The following is a 22,926-nucleotide window of genomic DNA, read 5'->3' as shown; positions in this document are numbered from 1 at the left end:
TTCAATCTCCAGTTTTTTTAAGTTTTGCTAACACGGAAAAAGGATTGTCTGCCTTAGTCCGGCTATCGGTGTAGTCGTTGTCCGAGGAGCTGTTGCGCTCGAGACAGCGGTGCTCGTGTCTGGGAAAATCCGGAATCGCCAGCAGGATTTCGTCCTCGACGACCGCGTGTAGCGAGATTTTGTCGTCGTCCAGCACTATCGGTTCGTAATCTTCCAATCGTTCGGCCTCGGTCGGCGTGGCGACGACGGCCAATTTGAAGCGAATGTCCAGCGGCCAGGCCACGCCTTGCAGGCAGGACTGGCATTCCAGTTGCACCGTGCCGACGATTTGGCCGCTCAACACGACGCGCTTGCCTTCCTTGTCGAATTCCAGCCTGACGTCCACCGCGCCGTCGCGCTCGACAAGGTAATCCGACAAGCGTTCGAATTGGGCTAGCGCGAGCTGGCCCGCCACGGTGCCGCGCCTTTCGGCGAACACCAGAGGATCGATGCGGTCGGGAAACTTGTCTGACATAACTGTACAATGATACAGACTACTCGCGGCCGCGTCAAACAAACACTCGATTAAACAATCACCTAGCCATGTCCGCTCTCGTTCTCGCTTCCGGCTCGTCTTACCGTCGGCAACTGCTGGCGCGCTTGCAGCTCGCATTTACCGCCGCCGCCAGCGATGTCGACGAGGCGCCGCTGGTCGGCGAAACACCGGCCGACCTGACGGCTCGCTTGGCGCTGGCCAAGGCTCAGGCTTTGCGCGCCGTGTATCCAGAGCACTTGATTATCGGCTCGGATCAAGCGGCGGCAATAGACGGTGCTACCCTGGGCAAACCCGGTGGTCGGGAGGGGGCGATTCGGCAGCTCGCCCTTCAAGCCGGTCGGGTCGTGACATTTTACACTGCGGTTTGTTTGCTCGACGCCGGTTCCGGCCGCTGCTGGTGCGATCTCGATGTCTGCCAAGTGCATTTCCGGCCACTGACGCCGGCGCAAATCGAGCGTTACGTCGATCGCGAACAGCCGTTCGATTGCGCGGGTAGTTTCAAGTCCGAGGGATTGGGAATCGCGCTGTTCGAAAAAATCGTCGGCGACGATCCGAATGCCTTGATCGGCTTGCCGCTGATCAAACTGACCAGGTTACTGGAACAGGCCGGCGTTTCGGTTTTGTAGGGTAGCGCGAACTTTAGTGAAAGCGCTTGCCCGGCGACAGCAATTCGAACATGTGCATGAATTCGCCTTCCACCTGTCCCATCAAGGCGATGATTTGTTCGCGGCTCAGCCGGGTCAGCGACAGCGATTGTTCCGACAGCATCGCCGCCGTGGCCTCGACGCCGTCCGCGTAGCGACCGCTATCGGCCAGCAGGGCCGAGATGTGTAGCAAGTGAGCGTCCAGCTTGTGGACCAAGGCGCGATTCGGTTCCAGGTAGCAGCCGACGGTTTCGTATAGGGATTCCGGTAGGCCCCAGCTTTTCAGCAGTTCCTGACCGACGTCGGCGTGGGTAAAGCCGATAATCTGGTATTCGAAGCCGGGCACTAAGCCGCGGTCGTGGTTGGCCGCCAGCAATACGGTCCGTGCCGCGTCGGGCATCCGTATATATAAGACCAGCGAGCCGATGTCGTGCAGTAGGCCGGCCAGAAACAGCCGCTCGGCGTGTAACACGCCGCTGCGTTTGGCGAGCAGCCGAGCGATGACGCCGCAGTGCACGCTGCGCATCCAGTAGGCGGTCATATCCACCAGCTCGCAGGGAATCCGGCTGAATTCGTCGACGACCGACGTTGCCAGGATTAGATTGTTCAGATCGTCGACGCCGATAATGGTGATGGCGCGCGAAATTGTGTCTACCTTGGACTGAAAACCGTAAAACGGGCTGTTGACGATGCGCAGCAGCCGGGCGCTCAGTGCCGGGTCCTTGGAAATCACCTTGCCGAAATCCGTCATCGTGTAACGCGGATCGCGCACCATTTCGTTGAGTTGGAAATAGATGTCCGGCAGCGAGAACAGCTTGGTCGTGTCGTTGACCAGACTTTGTAGCGAGGACACGGGCACTAGCCTTTTCCGTAGAGCGACATCACATGTTGGACATAATTTTGAGTCTCGGGGTAGGGCGGAATCGTGTAGTTATACTTCATCACCGCACCTTCGCCGGCGTTGTAACCGGCCACGGCCAATTTCAGGTTGGAATTGAACATCGCTAATAGATCCTTCAGGTAGCGGGTGCCGCCGTCCACGTTTTGTTCGGCGTCGCGCCGGTCGCTGACGCCGTAACGCCGCGCGGTGTCCGGCATCAGCTGCATCAAGCCGACGGCTCCGGCGGACGACACGGCATTGGGGTTGTAGGCCGATTCGGCCTGAATCACCGCATGCAACAATTTGGGGTCCATCTGATGCTTGGCGGCGGCTTTGGCGATCAAGTCGTTGAACTTGCTTTTGTTCGCCGACAGATATTTTAGATCGTGATTGTAAGTTTTGGGGCGGGTGCGGATGATCAGCCGGTAATCGAAACCTTTTTTCGGCTCGTCGGTGTAATACACCCGGCCGTCAGGCGCGACGTATTTGTAGATATCGGCCTGAACCGACCCGACGGCGAACAGCAGAAACCAAGCGGCGGGCAAGCGTTTCATCGCCATATTCGGCTAATCCGCCGCTAAGATCCTGATCGCGGCGGCGGCCCGGACCGCGTTGGCGGTGGCTTCCTCGACATCGGCGGCGGTTGCCAGCGCGACCCCCATCCGCCGGGCCGCGAAGGCTTCCGGTTTGCCGAACAGTCGCACTTCGCTGTCCGGCACCGCCAATGCTTGCGCCAAGCCGTGATAGACCACGTTTTTCGCATCGATGCCGCCCAAAATGACCGCGCTGGCCGCGACCTTGTCCAAGCCGGTGTCGACCGGCAGACCTAAAATCGCTCTGGCGTGCAAATCGAATTCGCTCTGACGTTGGCTTACCATCGTTACCATGCCGGTATCGTGCGGGCGCGGGCTGACTTCGCTGAACCAGACCCGGTCGCCGCTGACGAATAACTCGACGCCGAACAAGCCCAAGCCGCCCAAGGCTTCGGTGACTTTGCCGGCGATCTGTCGGGCCAGTGCCAGCGCCGCGTCGCTCATGGCCTGCGGTTGCCAGCTTTCCCGGTAGTCGCCGTTTTCCTGGCGGTGGCCGATCGGCGCGCAAAAATGGGTTTGGACGGTGCCGTCGGCGTCCAACGCGCGCACCGTCAGCAGGGTAATCTCGAAATCGAAATCGATTTTGGCCTCGACGATGACCTTGCCGGTATCGGTTCGGCCGCCGGCCTTGGCGTAATCCCAGGCGGCCTGGAGTTGATCGACGGATTTAACCATCGATTGGCCCTTGCCGGACGACGACATGGTCGGTTTGATGAAGCAGGGATAGCCGATACCGTTTTCGACCGCGGATTTTAACTGTTCGAAGGTTTCGGCGAAGGCGTATCGGGACGTGGGCAAGCCCAGTTGCTCGGCGGCCAGTTGGCGGATGCCTTCGCGGTTCATCGTTAGTTGGATCGCCCTGGCGTTGGGTACCACGGTTGCCGAGCCTTGCGCTTCGATGTCGGCCAGGGCGCCGGTGGCGATGGCTTCCAGTTCCGGAATGATGTAGCGCGGCTGCTCCCTGGCGATCAGGGCCGTTACCGCCGCCGCGTCGGTCATGTCGATGACGTGGCTGCGATGGGCGACCTGCATCGCCGGGGCATTAGCGTAGCGGTCCACCGCGATGACTTCGACGCCGTAACGTTGCAGCGAAATTGCGATTTCCTTGCCCAATTCGCCGCTGCCCAGCAACAGGGCTTTAGTGGCGGCGGCGCTGATGGGGGTTCCTAGTGTCATCACGATTGGGCTAAATAGTGGTCGATATCTTGTTTGGAAAAGCCGATTTTCTTGGCGACCCGGTCGGCATGGCTGATCCGGGAAATGCCGGCTACCAACTTGAAGGTCGGTAAATCGTCGGCGAATTCGACTTGTTTGGGATCGGCGATTTTGCGTTTGACGAATTCGTCCACCAGTTGATGGTTGTGGGTAATCAGGATCGTACTGTTGCCTTTGCGGTAAAAACCGTCCAAGACATCGATCGACGATTGCATCTTCTCTTCAAAAGTAGTGCCTTCCGCCATTTCGTCAAGCACGACCAAGCTTTTCGCACTGCTGGCCAGGAAAATGTCCCGGGTGCGTTTCAGCTCGGTGCCGAAGCGGCCCTCGCCGTCGTCGAGGTGGCTGATTTCCGGCGCCTGGTAGAAAATTCGGTCGGCGACGCTGAGTTTGGCCGACTTGGCCGGTACGAAGCAGCCCACCTGAGCCAACAACTGGATTTGGGTAACGGTCTTGCAAAAAGCGGTCTTGCCGCCGCTGTTCGGTCCGGTGACGCAGACCAGACGGGCTTGATCCATCGTAAAATCGTTGCCTACATAGTCCGGGTTTTTATTGCCGAGTACCGGATTTTTAGCGTCGGTCAATACCATGTCGTGGCGCTCGCCGCCGTGCAGTTCCGGCAGCACCATATCGCTGCCGTAATGTTCGGCGTATTTGATGAAGGCCAGCAATTCGTCGAGTTGGCCCAAGGCGTCCAGTAATTCGCCCAGCGCCTTGGATTGACGGAAGATATTGCGCAACGGAATGATGCAGTTGTCGCGGTCGTAACCGCCGACCACCGGAATATACACCAAGGCCAGCGGCAAAAAGAATACCGAGGCGATCGACAGGCCGTCGCGGGTCACTTCGAATATATTGGACGGGAAGACTTTGGTGATGCCCCAGATCACCGCGACGACCAGAGCGATCAGTAGCGGCTTGAACAAGGTTGGTCGGAATATCGTCGCCGGCGCGAACGAGTGCTTGCGCTCTTCCTTGCTTTGGATGCCTTTTTCGCTGTTGTACACCGGGCCGACCATCAACGAGTATTCGTTGCTGTCGGCGAACGCGGCGATTTTGTCGAAGATGGCTTGCAAATACGGTGTTTTCGGCTTTCCGGAATTGTGGATGGCGCCGACCAACTCCAGAGGCAGACGGATGCCGCGACTATAGGGTTTGTAGCCGTAGCCTTCGATTTGATGGTCTTGGCGGGCGGTGCCGAAACTGCCCAGAAACTCGCCGAACAACAATACGTAGAGGCGTTTTTCGGTTTCGGCGGCGCGGGCCACGATCGTTTCGATGTTGTCGCGTACCGCCGGATTGTCCTGAATTTCCCGCACCGCCGCTTGTTTGGCGGCAATCGCGTCGGCGTCGGCCAACGGCTGGGTCAGCGAGCGGTACAGCACCGATTGGCCGGCGGTCGTCGCGGCGTAATTGACGTGGTCGAACAATTCGTCCACTTCGATGGTGTTGAACGCGCCTTGGTCGATGACGCCGGCGCCGGTGGGCGGCGGGGTGCTGGATCGCACCGTGGGCCATTGGTCATTCCAGCTTTCTAAGATATTCGCTTGCATGCTGCCTCCCCGGTTTTATTTTATGGTTCCGCGTTTCTAACGCGCGGTTTCGATCAAAGCTTGCATCACCTCGACGTGGGCGTCGCTGTCGTTCAAGGCCGGAATATAGCGGTAGGTTTCGCCGCCGGCTTCCAGAAAAATCTCCCGGTTGGCGATGGCGATTTCTTCCAAGGTTTCCAAACAGTCTACCGAGAATCCGGGGCACAGCACATCGATGTTGCGTATTCCCTGGGTTGGCAGTTCCGCCAAGACTTCCACGCAATAAGGTTTCAGCCATTCGGCGCGGCCAAAACGCGATTGGAATACCAGACGCCATTGGTCTTCGGCCAGTTCCAATTGTTCGGCAATCCGTTTAGCGGTGGCTTGGCATTGGTAAAAATACGGGTCGCCGAGTTCGGTCAGTTTAGCCGGCAGGCCGTGGAAGGACATTAGCAGACAGTCGGCCTGGCCGTGCTCGGCCCAATGCGCGCGTACCGAATCGGCCACGGCCCGAATGTAAGCCGGATGTTGGTGGAATTCGCCGATAAAACGTAGCGACGGCAGATGCCGCCAGCCGACGAAGACCTCGGCGACCACGTCGAAAATCGAGGCGGTGGTGGTCGAGGAATACTGCGGGTACAGCGGCACGACGACGATGTCTTCGACGCCGTTTTGCTTGAATTCGGCCAGTTTCTCGGCCAGCGCGGGTTTGCCGTAACGCATCGCATATTCGACTTGAATGTCGGTGCCGGCCAGGCGCGCGGCCAGTTTTTCGGCCAGCCGTCGGGTGAACACGATCAGCGGCGAGCCTTGCTCGGTCCAGATCGCGCGATAGGCGTGGGCCGACTTTTTCGGGCGGAACGGCAGAATGAACAAATTCAGGATCAGCCACCACAACGGCCGAGGCAGATTGACGACGCGCGGGTCGCCCAGAAACTCGCGCAGAAAGCGGCGCACGTCGCCGATCTTGGTCGAGGCCGGCGAGCCCAGATTGACCAGCAGAACGCCGGTTTTGCGTAGCGCTTGCCGGCTCATGTTATTTGCGGTTGATCAGGTTGAGGAATTCGGAACGGGTGCTGATTTCCTGGCGGAAAATCCCGGTCATTACCGACGTGGTCATTACCGAGTTTTGCTTTTCGACGCCGCGCATCATCATGCACAAATGCTTGGCTTCGACAACCACCGCTACGCCGCGCGCGCCGATCGCGGTTTCCACCGCCGTGGCGATCTGCCGGGTCAGTTGTTCCTGGATTTGCAGGCGGCGGCCGTACATGTCGACGATCCGCGCCAGTTTGGACAGTCCCAGCACCCGGCCCTGCGGCAGATAACCGATGTGGCATTTGCCGATGAAGGGCAGTAAGTGGTGCTCGCACAACGAATACAGTTCGATGTCCTTGACGATGACCATGTCCTCGGTATCGGCCTGAAAAATCGCATCGTTCAGCACGTCTTCCAGCGTTTGCTGGTAGCCCTTGTTCAGGAATTTGAAGGCTTCGGCGGCGCGTTTGGGCGTGTCGCGCAAACCTTCGCGGTTGACGTCTTCGCCTATCGCTTGAATGATTTTGGAAAAGTATTCTTCCATTGCCGTCCCCCAGGTAAAAAAATGCGGTGAGTATACCGTATCACCGGGTAAATTCTAAGGCGTCCAGCAAGACCCCAGCGCCGGCGCCGGGTTTGTTGGCATTCTCGCTGAGATGGCGCCGCCAGGCCCTGGCGCCGTCGACACCGTGGAACAAGCCCAGGATATGCTTGGTGATCGCGTGCGGGCGCAAGCCCAACCCGGCCTGTTGTTCGAGATAGGGCAGCATGGCTATCGCAATCTCGCGGCGGCTGGGAATCGTGCCGCTATTCCCGAACAGGCGGCGGTCGACTTCGGCCAGAATATAAGGGTTGTGATAGGCCTCGCGGCCCACCATCACGCCGTCGAGTTGTCGCAGCAAACTCGCCGCGCTGTCCAGCGATGTCACGCCGCCGTTGATAGCGATCGTCAGATGCGGAAAATCCTGTTTCAGGCGAAACACCACGTCGTATTGCAGTGGCGGAATCTCGCGGTTTTCCTTAGGCGACAGGCCCGACAGCCAGGCTTTGCGGGCGTGGACGATGAAGGTCTCGCAACCGGCAGCCGCCACCGTCGCGACGAACTGCGCGAGTTCTTCGTAGGAGTCCCGGTCGTCGATGCCGATGCGCGACTTGACCGTTACCGGTATCGTCACCGCCGCGCGCATCGCCGCGACGCAATCGGCCACCAGTCCCGGCTCGGCCATCAGACAAGCGCCGAATCGGCCGTTTTGGACCCGGTCGCTCGGACAACCGACGTTCAGATTGACTTCGTCGTAGCCGTAGTCTTCGGCGATTTTTGCGCACAGCGCCAAATCGGCCGGATCGCTGCCGCCCAGTTGCAGGGCCAGCGGATGTTCCTCGGCGTTATAACGCAAATGCCGCTCCCGCCCGCCCTGCAAAATCGCTCCGGTGGTGACCATTTCGGTATACAGCAAGGCCTCGCGGGTCAGCAGACGATGAAAGTAGCGGCAATGCCGGTCGGTCCAATCCAGCATAGGCGCAACGCTGAAGCGGTGACTTGCGAACGGCCGGTTTTCGGTGTTTTGCATTCCTCAATATTCCACGAAATTTCAGACTAAGGGGGACTATCGTATCGCAACACGGTGCCGCCTACCGAAACTGGCGCGTTTAGTTGTCATCCGCGCGGGACCGCGCCGGCTTGGGGGCAGACGGCTTTACAGCGAGTAACTGATGCTGAATCCGAGCCTGACGTCCTGGTCCAGAACCGGCAGCGCGCTTTGTTTGTTGGCGAACGTGCCGACCACGGTACCCATCACCGACCAATGGTCGTCGATCGAATAGGTCAGCATCGCGCTGGTCAAGGCTTGGCCGGCGTTGAGCGTGCCTTGGTTGTAGGAGATGAAGGTTAGGGTGTCGTTCCAAAAACGGCAGTTGTAGCGTATCAGCCAGGTGCCGAAGATGTCGCCGTTGCTGGTGCGCTCGCTGACGGCCAAGCCGGTGTCGTGGTCCAGAAACGAGCGTGCCTGTACCGAGGCATTGATGTTCTGGTCGTTGGTCAGCGCGTAGTCGAAGCCGAAGGATGCGCCGATTTGATCCTTGCGCGCGGTCGAGGTATGCGGGATCGGCGCAAGGATGTTCGTGTCCTCGAGCAGGCCCACGCTGTAGGCCAAGTCCAGCTTCAGCAACAACTTGCCGATGGCCCGGTTGGCGCTGGCGCCCAGCAGCCAATAGCCGTTGTCCTTGGACTGGATGTGGCCGTTCAGCGTGGTCGGCGTCAGATAATGCAATTGGTTTTCCTGCAAATAGGCCGCCATCAGCGCCAGATCGCTGTGTTCGACCGACCATTGCATCCGCGCGCCGACTTCGATCGGGTGACGGTCAGGGTTGGGATCGTCGATCGGAAATAGCGGCGCCGAATAAGCCGGGCTGCCCTGGCGCGGCAGCGGGTTGAATTGCGGATTCAGATTGACGAACATGGCCCAGCGCCGATTGGCGGCGAAATGCTCCCAAACCGCGAACCATTGGTTGATGCGGGCGTCCTCCACCTCTATCGTGCTCAGGTCGCGGTATTCCAACACGTTCAAGGTGTCCAGCACCGAATTGCCCTCGGCCTCGCCCCACACTAAGGTCTGTCTGCCCAGCTTGAAGGTGTGGCTGCCGAAGGTCTTGCTCAGATACAACTCGTTCAGCCGCATTTCGACGTTGTCCAGGCGTTGTTCCATTTCGATGGACTGGCTGCTCAAGCCCTCGAAATCGTAATCGGACGGCCAGTACAGCTTGGCCTGGCCGCTGCCTTGCAGATTCCAGCCGGGGGCGAAGGGGTTTTGATATTTGACCAGCAGGCCGAGACGGTTGTCTTCGACGGTGGCTTGCTTGTGCCGGCCGGAATCGGTTTTGTGGTCGTGAACTTGCGCGTAAAGCAGTTGGGTGAATTTGAAGGTAAATCGGTCCAGCCAGCCTGAATCGGTATCGGTCGGCGGCGACGCCGAAGCGTCGTCGAATGCTAGCGAGCCGGTGTCCGGCAAGTCCAGCACCGGTTCGGACGCCAACGCCGCCGCGCTGGGCTCGGCGCGCGCGGGGAGCGCCAGACTCAAGACGACGGCCAAATACAGCCGTGACCGCTTAGGGCCAGGTTTGCGCGGTGGGCAAGCAATCACCGTCAGTTCGTTTGGGCCCGCAATTGTTCCAGCGTGGTTTCTCTAAAAGCCACGTCGGTTAACGTGCGCTGGGTCAGAAAGTCGTCGGGGATTTTTACGCTGCTGTTGATTTCGCTGCGGGCCATATTCGATAAACGATTGGTGACCAGATTCATCATGGTTTGCGAACGCGCCGTCCAGACGCCTTTGATTTCCTCGACCTTGGAAGTCAGCAGGCGCTTGATTTCCTTGTTTTGCTTGTCGTACAGCTCGACCCGCAACGACACGTAGCGCTCCTTGTCGACGTACATTACCCGGCGGCCGTAACGGGTCTTGCGGGCGCGCTCGGCATTGGGGATGGTTTCGATTTTCCAGACCGGCCGGCCCGCTTCCACGGTGTCGCCGAGCACATTGATCGTGTAGTCGTCCAGTTTGCCGGTTTCGGTGTCCTCGGTGGTGAATTCGGAGCCAAACAGCGAGGCCGGTTCGGAATCGTCGTCGGAATTGCCGCTGGCAATGCGCTTGACCTTACCCAGCGCCGACAGGTAGAGCCAGGTTTCGTTATCCTTGCCGGTTTCGTCGTAGGTGTAATTCAACATGCCGACGCCTTTTTCGGAGGCCGGTTCCAGTACGATGGTTACCGCCTTGGTGTCCTTTTTGTTCTTGCCGTCGTTGATGCCGACCGCTTCCAGCAGTTTTTCCCGAGGCGTTTCGGCGCAGGTGATTTTGTTGTCCTTGATGCCGTATTGGCAACTGGACAGGCGCGATTTGACGAAGGCCGAGTCGGTGATGCTGCGCTGGTAATCCGACAGTTTTTCCAATATGGCCCGCCCGTCCGGCGCGCCGCCTTCCTCGGCCGCCGCCGGTTGAGCCAGTACGGCGCAGACGGCCGCCAGAATCAGCCGATTTGCAAAGCGATTACGCATGCTTGAACCTCATAAATTGACGGTCGTATCGACCTGTTTGAGACCGAATTTCGGTTTGAAGGCCACCAGCAACGCCGGTAGCAAGAACAGTTCGCACAAGATGCCGACGAAAATCGCCAAGCCGCCGAAGATGCCCATCTTCGCGGTGCCGAGGTAGTCGGAAAAGCCTTGAATCGAAAAACCCAAGCCCAACACCATGCCGGTAAACAGTATCGATGGGCCGACTTCCTCTATCGTCTCCCGCAAGGCTTCGGCCATGTGCCGGGTCTTGATCAGCGTTTGTCGGTAATGGGTCATGAAATGGATGGTGTCGTCGACCGCCAAGCCGATGATGACCGGCGCCAGCAACAAGGTGTCGGTATCGAGCGGTATGTCCAGCAAGCCCATCAAGCCGTAGGTGAACAAGGCCGGAATCACGTTGGGAATCAACGACAGCAAACCGGCCTGCACTGAACCCAGCGTCAGGAAAATGATCACGCTGATGACGCCCAGCGCCAACAAAAAGCCGTCGTACTGCGAATGGGCGATGATGGCCTGGGTGCGCATCGCCAGCGGAACCGTGCCGGTCAAGGTGACTTCCAGATCGGGAAATTCGTTCTTCACGTCGCCGAAAACCTGTTCGATTTCCCGGTTCACTTCGTCGAAGAAGGCTTGGTATTGCGAAGAACCGGCGCTGTACACGTTGACGCTGATATGCGACTGGCTATAGTCGTCGGACACGATGCCGCGCCGGTCGGCCGGATTGACGCTGTTGAACAGATACAACAATTGCGCCACCATCGTCTGGGAATCCGGGATGCGGTAAAACTCCGGCCGGTCTTCGTTCAAAACCCGGTAAGTATCCTTGACCAGATTCGCCAACGAATACGTCCGGCTGACCTTGTCCGGATATTTTTCGGCGATCTTTTGTTGCAGACTATCGATGCGGGTCAGGATTTTCGGGTCGAGAATGCCGTCCGCCGTTTTGGTATCCAGCATGATTTCCATGTTTTGGGTGCCGGCCATCTTGCCGTCGGCGGTTTGGTAGGCGACCCGGATGGCGCTGCCCTCGCGGGTCAGTTCGGTGACGTTGGAGTCGATGCGCAGCCGGCTTTCGCCGTACCAGCAGGCCGCCACCAACACGCCGAACAACAGCAAGGACAGCCGAAATTGCCGCGAGGCCAAGCGCGGCACGGCGCTCAACAAACGTTTCTGGCCGCGGATCACCGCGTAGGTCAATACTGAAATCAGCGCGATATAGCCGCCCACGCTAAAGCCCAAGGCCAGCATGACCAAGCCGACGTAGGCAATGGTGCAGACCGAGCGGGTCGCGGTAGACAGTGCCAGCCAACGATTCGCGATACGCCGCGGCCAGCCCGGTTTGACCGACGCGTCGGCCACGCCGGGATGCCAGAAATCCAACAGGATCGGCAGCAGCAGCACCGAAAATAAGTAGGCCAGCCCGACGCCCAAGGTGGACATCGCGGCGAACACCCGGATCGGATAAAGCTCTGACGAAATCAGCGAAAAGGTACCGGTCATATTGGTGATGCTGGTTATCAACATCGGCAAACCGGCGGTCGCGTAGGCATCCGAGAGCGCCTGTCGATGGTGGTCGCCTTGCTGGCGGCGCGCTTGGTAAATGCTGATGACGTGGATGCAATCGGCCATGCAGCAAACGAACACCAACATCACGGTCAGACTGATCATCGTCGACAAACTCTTGCCGGCCCAGGCGGCCGCGCCGGTGACCCAGACGATGCTGAACAGCACGATCAACACCGGCCACAGCACCGCGCTGAACGAGCGGAACAGCACCCACAGCAGTACCACGTTGATCAGAATCATGCCCAGATTCAAACCTGCCGATTGCTGCAGCACTTGCTGAACGAATTCCATCAGCGGCGGATAACCGACCGAATAAAATTCGAAGTCGTTGTCGTAGCGTTGGTACACCGCTTTCAAGGCCTTGACGAAGCGGGCGTAAACAAAATTATCGACCTTCTCGTATTGGATGGCCTGCACTTCGGCGCTGTCGTCGAACTTCAAGGTTTCGGCGCCGCTCGCCACATCGCCGAAGCTGTCGTCCAAGGCCACGCCGTCGGCGTTGACCTTGGGCACGTAGTCCTTGACCGGTATCGCGCCGAAATCGGTTTGGATCAACACCGCCGCGTATTGGCCGTCCGGCGAGTAAAACGCCAAGCGATAGTCTTTTTGCGCCAGGGCCTGGGCTTTGATTTCGGCCAATTCGGCTGGATTGTCGGGCAATTGGCGCGGCACCAAGCGGTTGGAATGCAGGGTATCGCCGTCCGCGCTCTGCACGCGGAGGTTGCTTAAGGATTGTACCCGGCGAATATGGCGCAGTTCGTCCAAGTTCGCGGTCTGTCCGCCGGCATCCTTGACCTTGTCGCCGAGTTCACGCCAGTTTTCCAAGTCGTCGGTCAAGGTTTGCAAGGCGGCCAACGAACGCCGCGAGAAGACGTCGCCGTCCTTGGCCCGGTAAACCAAAAACACCGAGTCGTCGCTACCGAACTGGCGGCGAAACTTATCCAAGGCGACGATGGCCGGGTCGCTTCTATCCAGAAAGCTGTTCGCGGCGGTGTTAATGCTGGTGCGGGTCAGCGCCCCGAATAGCAAAAACAGGGTTAGCGCGAGGGTTGACAGCAAAATCCACCATTTAAACCGTATCACCCGTGTCGGGACACCGGCAAAATATCCGTTCAGACTGTCGAACAATTTTTCCATCGCTACTCCATTGCGCCGCTGCCGAAAGCGGGGAATCGATTTCGGCGGTTAAGTTTTTAGGTGTCTGAAGGCGCGGGTGTTGCCGGGGGGAGCTGAAAAAAATCGCGCCGCTTACGCCCGCAAGCAATTACCAAGCCAAGCAAAAGGCACCGAATAGCAAGGCTTCCGGACTCTCGACGGGTGTCCGAATCACTAAACTACGTTATTTGACTCAGGCAGCGCGTGAAATGGCGCGATTGAGCGGCTAGGAATAATCGATGAGCTGGGTTGTGCGCGGCCCGGCCAGCGGTTTGGAGTACAAGCCGAGGTTTGTACTCCGCCGTTCGTCGGCGCCCATCGGGCATAGAGGCGACACCACTCCGCCTCGAAGACGGTAGGACCGGTGTTACGGCGTTGCTACTTGGTAGCGCCGCAAGCTCGGATCGGCTTCGATATCGGCATCCCGGAACAAACAAGGTCGCCAGCCTTTCTTGGAGAACAATTCAGTCTGGTCCGCGAAATGCGGCGACTCGGGGTCGGTCGATTGCGAGAAGGCCAGCACCGCTTGACCATGCGGGCCTTGCGGCGTTAATTCGACAGCCAGCAAAAACGAGGTGCCGTAATTGACCACGTAGCCTTGGTCGGTCAAACCGGTGGCCGGATTCAGCACTTTTCCCCGCTGGGTACCCGGTAGCAAGGTGTCGTTCGAGCCGCTGTAAGCCGCCATGTTCAAAATGCCTTCCTGGCCTTGACCACCGTGGATAGGAATCTTGGCGGCGTTTTTCTGGCTGAATTGCAGATCGCCCAATTTGGCATCCAATGCGATGCCGGCTTGCCGCAGCGTTTGCACGGCCTTGCCCAGCGCCAGCAGCGCCGGGTCCGGACCGTGTTTCGGTGCTGGCGCGAGGCCGTCGGGCGTCGTGAGCGGCGCGGCCGGGTCGAAGGCCCGGGCAAAGATCTTGTCCTTGGCCGACATCATCGTATCTTCGTGGCCGCCGGCTTCCGGGCGAAACGTGCTCAGAAACTCGCGAAACAACACCGCGCCGCGGCTTTCCAAATCGAAGCGTTCGTCCCAGTTGGCCAGTATTCGGCGCGCTTGGCTCAAATCGACGCGCTCGGTGCCGATTTTGACCGATTTGGCGGCGCGGCAACGTTCCACCAGGGCGGTTCTGAACAAGCGGCCGGCCAGCGATTGGTTTGACAAGGCCGCCTCCTTGACCGACTGCAACGAAAATTTAGCGTTTTGCCGGGTCAAGGCCAGCGCGTTCATCCGGGTCCGCAGCGACGGCGGCAGACGCTCGTCGCCGTACAGCGCGTAAAAGCCTTCCAGCGGCTGCTTGGGATTGCTCAGCCAGTGGCTGTCGTTGGCGTTGAACACGAAATCGCTACGCAGCAGTTGCGGCGCGCGCTCGAACGGTAGCAAGCCCGGCTTGCGGGCGGCCGGGTCGTTAAGCCATTCGTCGCGCGATGTGCTGCCGTCCAGCAAATAGATGCCGTGAAACGCGTATAGCGCCGCGACGCCCGGATCGCTTTGCTTGGCCTGTTGCCAGGCCTGCAACGCGGCCGGCGACAAATGCGGTACCGGCGAACTGTCGGCGTACCAAGCTTTGCCTTCCACGGACGTGGCGATGGTGTTCGAGAACGGTACGCTACCGGCCCAACGCCGGTGGGCGTCGATCAGGCCGTCCAAGTTCGTTGCCTTGGCCATGTCGAAAAATTGGGCGAGCATCGAATCGTTGTCGATATTGGCGTCGCGGTAAGTCAGAACGTGCTGATTATTCCATGCCAGATCGGCCATGCCGCCGGTCAAGGCGGCCGGAATAGACAGGATCGGTCCGTAGTGGCTGCGCCACAGCTTGCGGGTTCTGGGTTCCAATATGCCCGCGCCGTTCAGCACCTCTATCGTGTAATCGGTCGATTCCATCGCCTTGATTCCGTCGTCGTAACGATAGCGAGTTGGATCGCCCGGATCCAGCGCTAATCGGTAGAGCGTGGCTTTCGGCGACGTCGTTACGGTCAAGGTCCAGGCGACTGCGGCATTGAAGCCGACCAGCGTGTTCGGTACGCCGGGGACGGTGATGCCGTAGACGTCGAGTTTGCCCGGCACCGTGACGTGCGACTCCCAAGCCTGCAATGCGCCTTCCCACGGAAAATGCGGTTGGGCCAGCAATAGGCCGTGGCCGGACTCGCTCAAATCGCCGCCGATCGCCCAGCCGTTGCTGCCGGGCTTTGCCGAGTCGGCCGGGACCGCGGGCGGTGCCGATACCGGCGCGCCGTTGGCTTGCGGCGGTTGGGCGCTACTCAGGAAGGATGTCAGAAACCGGCCGCTTAAAAAAATGCTGAAATCGGTGGCAATCGCCAATAAATCAGCTGACGTAACCGTCACGTGCCGCTTCGGATCGCGGCAGGCGCCGGGCAATTTACCGGAATCGGCGACAGCCAGAAAACGGTTGATGCCGGCGGCATGCGCGGCCAGCATGTCTTGAATATCCGCGGGTAAGCCGGCCAATTTCTTTTCCGCATCGGCCACTAAACGCAGATGTCGGTAAGCAAAATCGCTTTCGACGTTAGCTTCGTAATCGCCGGCGCCGAAATAACGCGAACGTTGGCCGCGCACTTTGATGACTTGATCCAGCAATACGCAAATCCGGTCTTCGGCCATCGCATAGCCTTGGCCGAACCAGGCGCCGGGTAGATCCGGGGCGGAGATGTGCGGAACACCGTAACTGGTGCGCCGAATGGTTGCCGAATAGGCGCGTTCGCCGACCGCGGTCGGCATGGCGTTAGGTTCCATGTTTTTCAACGACTCCGAATGACAGGTACCGCTTAAAAACGGAATGAATATAAAAGCAGCCAACGCGCAAGCGTTTGTAAATGATCGATTGGCATTCATGGTTTCTCAAGAAAACTATAAAAAACGAATAATTGAATAAGCGCTTATTTAAAGCGGGAAAGTTTTTTCGTAATAAATGATGAGGTGATTATAACCATCCTGGATGGGTCTCGCTCTGAAAAAAGCGTGCGGCTGAATTGTAGTTAAATTTTTGAAAGTCATCAATCGCGGCTTTAAATTCATAACAGCTGGCAGATTAAGAATCGATGCTGAATTTTCGCGAAAAAAATTAGCTTTTAAGCTCAGCAATTGTTCTTGATTTTAGTTGGGTGTCGCTAGGCGGCTGGGCGCCGGTAACGACAATATCTAGTGTGCATGGCGGGCTAAAAGCTGTTCGTCCTAAGCCGGCAGTAGAGCATCGTACATGGTGTATAGAACCGGATCAATCCGAATAGTCATTCTGATCTCGGCGGTTGTCGGCTTATGTTTTAAGGTTCGCTTTTCTCCGGCTCCATGTGGTACTTGTCGGCGTTTTTTTAGCGCTAGGCATGTTCGACCGAAAAATAAATTTAATATTAAACGGTATGGCATATGCCGCAAGGCGCTAAAAATTGCGTGATATGCCATAAAAAATATTAACTTTTTGGTGAAATAAACTAGTTATTTAACACAGATTTTTAGTCGGTATGCGACAAATCGCCGCGCGACAATTTGTCTCATTGCGAATTATTTATTCTCGATTGAAGATGCGCCCGGCTCTAAAAGCCAACGAGAGTGTTAGAGGTGTTTTTGAACGATTTAGGGTTCTGTCTTTAAGATGCCGATTAATGCTGATTTTATTTAAAATTGTTTAAATTAGTTTGGTAACCCGCCGTAATCGAGCAGGTTATTCAAAGCCGGGAGTTATAAATGAAAAAAAGCAATAAAATCAAAGTAGGAATATTCGCTTTAACCGCGCTATCCAGCGCGTTGACGGCGATGGAGGCGAATGCGGCGTGTGCGACGGGTAAAACCGCGACCATCACGTTGAATAAAGCCATACTGGCAACGATAGCCGGCGGCGGCAGGCCTGGCGGCGTGACCTTGCCGGTCTCGAATGTCAGTTCCGGACAAGCGCTCTGGGGTGGCGTGGATTACGGCAAGCGCTATATCTACCTCAATACATTTTTGGCGGATAGCACGTTCAGTTACAGCACCTTGAGTAACACCGTGCCTGTCACGACCACTGGCGGAACCGGCGTGCTTGCCGGTACAGACACCTATCCAACACAAACCCTGCCTGTGGTCTGCGCCACGTCCGCTACACCTAATTACACAACTACTTTCCAAACCGGCAATATCGTCTCGACCTATAACGCTGGTACAGGTGCGGGAAAGATTGGCTTGGCGGGTGTGTTCAAAGTAAGAAGCGCCTTCCAAAACCCCAGTTTATCTCTTAGATGGGGAGAACTATCTCTAGAAAAAGTCGCTGGCAAATGGGTGGTTAAAGATAATTTGGTCGCAGCCATGACAGGTACGCCACAAACGCTGTTTAAACTGACCGAGGCGACGGAAACTCTATCGGGCACCACGGTGACGCTGAAAGGTAATCTGCGTTTCGCCGATGCCGCCGGACCGACAGACTGGGGTAGTTGTATTAAGGGTACGTTTAGCTCTACTTGTAATAACGGCGACCCTGGCGACACCATCGGTACCGGCGTCAACTGGTGGCAAACAAGCACCGCCACCTACAACAATCAAACCATGCTGACCGGAACCGGCACCTATACGACAGCAACTTCGACTAAAACCGGCACGCCGGCCCTCTACGGTAGTCCACGGCCAACCGGCAGCGAGTCTCAAGCCCTGGTCGGCACCATCGAAGTGACCTATACGTACTAATTGCCGATACTTCACTGGCGATAGACGTCTGTCCATCGCCTTCGTTTGAAGTTTACCACCAGGGAAAGCTCCGCCTACCCTGGTGGTTTTTCAGGACATAACTCCAAAAAATTCCGGCTGGTTTACCCCAAAACAATAATTTCAAGAAAAACTCATGAAAATCTATCCCGCAAACCTGAAACCCCTGGCCGCCGCGCTGGCGTTGGCGGCAGCCTCGCCGGCGCAAGCCGATCTGCCGAACGGCACCATCGGCGGCATGGCCTATTTCACCTATGACCAAGCTGCCTGGGCGACGATGAAGAGCTCGGGCAAGCGTAGCGACGTGCACGGCGTCGATCTGAAGAGCACGCCCGATCCCACCTCGGACACCGACGGCAACCGCTTCTTTTATCCGCAGCTCTTCCGCGACTATCGCCAGTCCGCTTTGATAGTGGCTTCCGGCACTGCGTCCGACGACTTCATCGTCGTTAGAGGCAATCCCTACCCGGAAGCGGTCGAGCAGTGGCGGATTTTCGATTTGGCGCAGCGCAAGCCTTTGGCCCAGCCTGAGGGCGGCTTCGCGATGCCGGTGGACCCAGTGGATGCTGGGCTGCCGATTGACTGGGGCGATGGTTACAGTCAAACCCGCTACGATCCCAATCCGGTAAATCAGGGTGGCGTGCTCATCCGTTCGGTGATTGGCCTGGGCGGTGGATTTAGGATGGTCAGCGACTTTTTTGGCCAAAGTGGCTCGTTGTGGTTTGGCGGGTTGGAATTGAGGGAGCAAGGGCAGCCTGATGCCGACGATCCAAATTATAAATGGTATCTGGCTGCCAGCACCCCGGCTCAAGCTAATGCAACGGTATTCGAATTGATCGATCCTCTCTTCGGGGTCGACGCCCAAGGCCGGATGACTTTGGAAGCCGATTACAAATGGGGGCAGACCGCCTGGGGAGCGTTCTTTGGTTTTAGAAATGTAGACGGCAGTACATCCGAAGACGGCAACAAAGTCCTGGGCCACCTTTCCATCAATCCCAATCGCTCAGGCGCGCCGGTTTCCAGCGTACCGTTACCCGGTGCGGTTTGGCTGTTCGGCAGCGCGCTGCTGGGCTTGATTGGCGTCAAGCGGCGCATCGCTAACATTTCCGCCGTCTGACCCATCCTCGCGATCATTCAAGGAGCACGAATATGCAAACCATTAAAATCCTAGGCGCCGCGGCGCTGCTGGCCCTGTCCATGAACGGCCAGGCCGCCTTGCTCAGCCGGGCCGGCGGCACCATGGTCTACGACACCGAACTCAATGTAACCTGGCTGGCCGACGCCAACCTGATCAAATCCCAAATGGCGGCCAATCCCAATCTAGTCAGCGAGATCATCGCCAATGTCGGCGGCATCCACGACACCCCCAACGACTACGATTCCCCGGCCGGCAGCGGCTACCATTCGCTGACCGCCCGCGACTTCGACGCCGAAGACGGCCGGATGACCTGGTACGGTGCCAAGGCCTGGGCCAAAAATCTCAGCTACGGCGGTTTCAGCGACTGGCGTTTGCCGAATTACGGCACGGCGGAGTCCGGATTTGGTATCGGCGGTAGCGAAATGAACCATTTATACCAAGAACTGGGCAGTTTGGACCCCGACTACGCCACCAGTCCGGATTACAACCTGTTTAGCAACTATCCGTCGGTGCAGGGCGGCGGTTACCACACCCCACAATACTGGCTGGACGCCGAGTTCGGGCCGTTTCCGGAGTTCGCCGGTTACTTTAAGTCGGCCTTTCCACGGGGTGCCAGCGTTCCGGAGGGCTACCAAAGCTACGGCGTCAAGGGCGACGAATACCTGAATGCCTGGGCGGTGCGCGACGGCGACGTGGCGGGAACCGCGCCGGTGCCGCTGCCATCCGCCGTTTGGCTGTTTGCCGGCGGCTTGGGCTGGCTGGGCGCCAAACGGCGCAAAGCCGCTTGACTAGACGCGACACTTAAAATTTTAACGAAAAAGGAAAAACGCATATGCAACTGTTAAAACCCTTGACAGCCACCTTGCTGTTCACCCTGTCAGCCAGCGGCCAGGCCGCCTTGCTCAGCCGGGCCGGCGGCACCATGGTCTACGACACCGACCGCAACCTCACCTGGGTGGCCGACGCCAACCTGTTTCAAACCCAGGCCGCCGCCAACCCCAACCTGGTCAACCAGATCATCGCCAACGTCGGTACCATTAACGACACCCCCAACACCAGCGACACGCCAGCCAACAGCGGCCATTACAACCTCGCCGCCGGCGACTTCAATGCCGATGCCGGCCAACTGAGCTGGTATGGGGCGACGGCGTGGGCGCAAAACCTGGATTACGGCGGCTATAGCGATTGGCGCTTGCCAACCGCTAGTGCCAAAAACGTCCAAAGCGAGATGGGACATTTGTTTTTGGGCGAACTGGGCGGTGAATTGGGACAGCCGCTGGATGCCGTGCATAACGCCAATTATGACCTGTTCAAAAACATTCAGGTTGGTGGGTTCGGTTACTGGGCGTCGGGCGAATTCGCCAAGAACCCCGCTATGGCGGAGGTTTTCAGTCCTTATGACGGTGGCAATAGTTATCAAAATAAGGGCGACCCGTATTCTTTTGGCGGCACGTTCTTTAACGCCTGGGCCGTCCGCGACGGCGACGTGGCCGATACCGCGCCGGTGCCGCTGCCCGGCGCGGTTTGGTTGTTCGGTACCGGTGTAGTTGGCTTGCTGGGCTTGAAACGGCGCGGCGGTGTCGGTTAAACGTTAGTGTTGATCGAGGGCGATGGACCAAGCAGCGCTGGCACCGCCGTTGATTAAGGGAGGCCGTCGTAAAAGCCAAAATCGAAATGTTGGACGTCATTGCGATCCGCCCAATCTACCTTTTACGACAACCTCCACAGCAGGTCGTGCCCTAACTTAACGGTACTGCCCGCTTACTGGTTTCGCCAGCCGCCGTCATTTATTGTTCCCACGCGTCGACCTGCTCTCCTCTTTTTCAAAGAGAGGCTGAGGGAGATTTTTTAAATAAACCCCTCGATCCCCCTTTTTCAAAGGGGGAAGAGCTTTAACTTAACGGTATTGCCCCTTCAATCTCCTTCGGGTGCTTTTCCAAAGGGGAGGCAAGCTTAACGGCATTGCCGCCGGAGAAAATGGCAATTTTTTATCGTTGCCGCGCTCCAGCGTGGGAACAATACAAACAATAAATTACGCGGCGCGCTTGCTGCCCGGCAGGTCGCGGGCAATCGGGCTTAGGCTGAGTTCTTTGATGGAGTTAAAACTAGACATGCGGAAATTTAGTGTTTTTTTTGTGCCGGTTTTCCTGTTGGCATGTTTGTCGATTTATGTGCTCAAGGGCACCGGGTTTGATCGGCCCGAACCGCAGCCAGGGCAACCGGTCGGTTCGGCGACTGCTCCGCCGAGCCAATTGCTGGACGTTAACCCGCTTGGGCCTAAAATCCAGACCTTTACCGACGATCAAGCCTGGCTGGATTTTTCCGACGACACGTCTGCCGACGAGGTTGCCGATACTCAAGGCACGAGCCAGTTGCTGGCGGCATTGGAAGACAAGGCCGGGCAGGGGCTAAGCTACGAAGCGCTGCGGGACGGCGAGGAATTTCAACGGATCATGGCCCAACTCCAATCCGACCCCGCCGCCCGGCAGCAAGTGTTGGCGCAAGTTATGAAGTTCAGCGGCACGCCGTTGGGCAAAACTCTGAGTTTGGCCTTAGCGACCTCCGGTGTCGCCGTGAGCATGCCGAAGCTTAAAACGGCGGCCGTTCAGTTATTGCGGAAAGGCTCGGAGGAGCAACGGCTGGATGCCCTGCAATTGTTGGGTGCGACGGCGAGTTACGATGCTCCGACCCGCGCCGGTGTGCTGGATGTGTTACGCGGAGACGGCGCGGCAAATTCGGAATTAGCGGTGGCGGCCATGGCTAATTTGGTTAAGCAAAGCGGAGGTGCTTCGCCGGCCGAGCAACAAGAAATCGTTAAGGCGGTTTATCCGTTTGTCGGCAGCGGCGATCCGCAACTGCGGCTGAACGGCCTGCAAGTACTGTCCACTTTGGCGGGTAGCGATCCGGATGCTCAGCGGATTTTCGCCGAAGGGGTCAATGATGCCGATCCAGACGTCAGGCGTTGGGTGATTGCCGCGATGGGCAATGGCGAGTTTGCTTACGACAGCGTGCGCGAGCCGTTGCTGGCAACCTTGCAAAATCCGGATGAGGACCCGGCGGTGAAAGCCGTCGCGCAGCGGGCGCTGGAACGTTTTCCCTTGGACGAACAGGCGCAACAAATTTACCAGGAACATTTGGCTAGCGAATCTTACCAGGCGCCTACGGGCGGGTTTGGCTTCAATTAACGGCCTTGGCTGCATGCGCGTCTTTTCTTGATGCCACTACCATTATCAAAAAGGCCATTTCCTTGAAATATAGGGAATGGTGTTATTCCAGGAATGGTGATATAAAACTCAGTATTAATAGTTAAAACGCTGCTAATGTAAATGGGTGTTTTATTGTGTTAAACGGTTTAACGCTTCACTCGTTTTTGCTGATTTCCGAGTTTGGCGTCCTGTTATTAATATCATTCAGTAAAGCGGTAAGTATTGATTTCAATTTAAATAAATCGCCGCCTTCCTCAAGTCTGAAAAGTCGTCATTGAATAATAAACATTAGCTCTTAAGCTGCGTTAACCAGTTGAGGCCGGTTGTCTACAATTCGACTATTCCAGCAGAATCGGGTCGAAGAGACGATCACGATTCATCCGCCAGGGCATCGTTTTTGGCGTTAGCTTGTTTCAGAAGTTGTTGGGGGTAAAAAATATTTTCATAATCAAAAATTCGCCTGTCATTGGTAATTGCGGCATATGCCGTAAAATCGACCGAAATTGCGGTATATAAAATAGTTATTTAACACAGTATCGATATTATGGCTGAGATAATTTGTCCTGCGACAATTTGTCTCATTGCGAATTGTTTATTCTCGCTTGAAGATGCGCCCGGCTCGAAAAAAGCCAAAGAGAGTGTTAGAGGTGTTTTTTGAACGATTA

The 22,926-nt window shown here is 57.4% G+C and carries 18 protein-coding genes; 6 read left to right on the top strand and 12 right to left on the bottom strand.

The features are described from left to right. Position 1: 1 nt before the first annotated feature. Positions 2-514: a YceD family protein gene (locus tag ACP4CD_RS12405; protein WP_064026098.1), complete on the bottom strand. Its 513-nt coding sequence runs from the start codon at positions 512-514 to the stop codon at positions 2-4. Positions 515-582: 68 nt separating this feature from the next. Here ACP4CD_RS12405 and ACP4CD_RS12400 point away from each other — a divergent pair, with 68 nt between their 5' ends. Further along, entirely contained in the window at positions 583-1,161 is a 579-nt protein-coding gene (locus ACP4CD_RS12400; protein WP_426991147.1) for a Maf family protein, read from the top strand. Positions 1,162-1,174: 13 nt separating this feature from the next. Here ACP4CD_RS12400 and ACP4CD_RS12395 read toward each other — a convergent pair whose 3' ends face one another. From ACP4CD_RS12395 to ACP4CD_RS12345, 11 genes are all read right to left on the bottom strand, one after another. Further along, a complete protein-coding gene (locus tag ACP4CD_RS12395) occupies positions 1,175-2,032 on the bottom strand; it encodes an HDOD domain-containing protein (protein WP_064026102.1) in 858 nt (285 codons plus the stop codon). Positions 2,033-2,037: 5 nt separating this feature from the next. Continuing rightward, positions 2,038-2,619 (bottom strand): lytic transglycosylase domain-containing protein, encoded by a 582-nt coding sequence (locus tag ACP4CD_RS12390; RefSeq protein ID WP_064026105.1) that lies wholly within the window; start codon positions 2,617-2,619, stop codon positions 2,038-2,040. Positions 2,620-2,625: 6 nt separating this feature from the next. Then, complete coding sequence (purT, locus tag ACP4CD_RS12385; protein WP_426991146.1) at positions 2,626-3,828, bottom strand: formate-dependent phosphoribosylglycinamide formyltransferase; 1,203 nt, start codon at positions 3,826-3,828, stop codon at positions 2,626-2,628. Next, complete coding sequence (locus ACP4CD_RS12380; RefSeq protein WP_426991144.1) at positions 3,828-5,420, bottom strand: MutS-related protein; 1,593 nt, start codon at positions 5,418-5,420, stop codon at positions 3,828-3,830. The genes purT and ACP4CD_RS12380 overlap by 1 nt, the downstream gene beginning before the upstream one ends. A 36-nt stretch (positions 5,421-5,456) precedes the next feature. Then, positions 5,457-6,434: a ferrochelatase gene (gene hemH, locus ACP4CD_RS12375; RefSeq protein WP_426991142.1), complete on the bottom strand. Its 978-nt coding sequence runs from the start codon at positions 6,432-6,434 to the stop codon at positions 5,457-5,459. A 1-nt stretch (position 6,435) separates the two neighbouring features. Continuing rightward, positions 6,436-6,981: a GTP cyclohydrolase I FolE gene (folE, locus tag ACP4CD_RS12370; RefSeq protein ID WP_071155201.1), complete on the bottom strand. Its 546-nt coding sequence runs from the start codon at positions 6,979-6,981 to the stop codon at positions 6,436-6,438. A gap of 40 nt (positions 6,982-7,021) precedes the next feature. Next, positions 7,022-8,008: a tRNA dihydrouridine(20/20a) synthase DusA gene (dusA, locus tag ACP4CD_RS12365; RefSeq protein ID WP_426991141.1), complete on the bottom strand. Its 987-nt coding sequence runs from the start codon at positions 8,006-8,008 to the stop codon at positions 7,022-7,024. 126 nt (positions 8,009-8,134) lie between these two features. Then, positions 8,135-9,514: a DUF1302 family protein gene (locus ACP4CD_RS12360; RefSeq protein WP_426991139.1), complete on the bottom strand. Its 1,380-nt coding sequence runs from the start codon at positions 9,512-9,514 to the stop codon at positions 8,135-8,137. Positions 9,515-9,579: 65 nt separating this feature from the next. Continuing rightward, positions 9,580-10,482, bottom strand: a complete 903-nt coding sequence (locus ACP4CD_RS12355) for an outer membrane lipoprotein-sorting protein (RefSeq protein ID WP_281022393.1) — start codon at positions 10,480-10,482, stop codon at positions 9,580-9,582. Positions 10,483-10,491: 9 nt separating this feature from the next. Next, positions 10,492-13,206, bottom strand: a complete 2,715-nt coding sequence (locus tag ACP4CD_RS12350) for an efflux RND transporter permease subunit (RefSeq protein WP_426991137.1) — start codon at positions 13,204-13,206, stop codon at positions 10,492-10,494. 385 nt (positions 13,207-13,591) lie between these two features. Beyond that, positions 13,592-16,078: a penicillin acylase family protein gene (locus tag ACP4CD_RS12345; protein WP_426991136.1), complete on the bottom strand. Its 2,487-nt coding sequence runs from the start codon at positions 16,076-16,078 to the stop codon at positions 13,592-13,594. Between the two features lie 849 nt (positions 16,079-16,927). Between ACP4CD_RS12345 and ACP4CD_RS12340 the strand changes: the two genes are divergently transcribed. The 5 genes from ACP4CD_RS12340 (at position 16,928) to ACP4CD_RS12320 (ending at position 22,240) form a co-directional block, all read left to right on the top strand. Beyond that, positions 16,928-17,899 carry a hypothetical protein gene (locus tag ACP4CD_RS12340; protein WP_426991134.1) on the top strand — a complete coding sequence of 324 codons (972 nt, stop codon included), beginning with the start codon at positions 16,928-16,930 and terminating at the stop codon, positions 17,897-17,899. A 154-nt stretch (positions 17,900-18,053) separates the two neighbouring features. Further along, a complete protein-coding gene (locus tag ACP4CD_RS12335; RefSeq protein ID WP_168031698.1) occupies positions 18,054-19,034 on the top strand; it encodes a hypothetical protein in 981 nt (326 codons plus the stop codon). 32 nt (positions 19,035-19,066) lie between these two features. Next, a complete protein-coding gene (locus ACP4CD_RS12330) occupies positions 19,067-19,843 on the top strand; it encodes a hypothetical protein (protein ID WP_168031959.1) in 777 nt (258 codons plus the stop codon). 44 nt (positions 19,844-19,887) lie between these two features. Continuing rightward, complete coding sequence (locus tag ACP4CD_RS12325; RefSeq protein ID WP_168031957.1) at positions 19,888-20,643, top strand: DUF1566 domain-containing protein; 756 nt, start codon at positions 19,888-19,890, stop codon at positions 20,641-20,643. Between the two features lie 523 nt (positions 20,644-21,166). After that, positions 21,167-22,240 carry a HEAT repeat domain-containing protein gene (locus tag ACP4CD_RS12320; protein WP_168031955.1) on the top strand — a complete coding sequence of 358 codons (1,074 nt, stop codon included), beginning with the start codon at positions 21,167-21,169 and terminating at the stop codon, positions 22,238-22,240. Positions 22,241-22,926: the final 686 nt, after the last annotated feature.

The sequence above is a fragment of the Methylomonas stagni genome (assembly GCF_050154735.1).
Lineage (GTDB): Bacteria > Pseudomonadota > Gammaproteobacteria > Methylococcales > Methylomonadaceae > Methylomonas > Methylomonas koyamae_A.
Note: the sequence above shows the minus strand (reverse complement) of the source record. Positions and strands in the feature narration are given on the sequence as shown.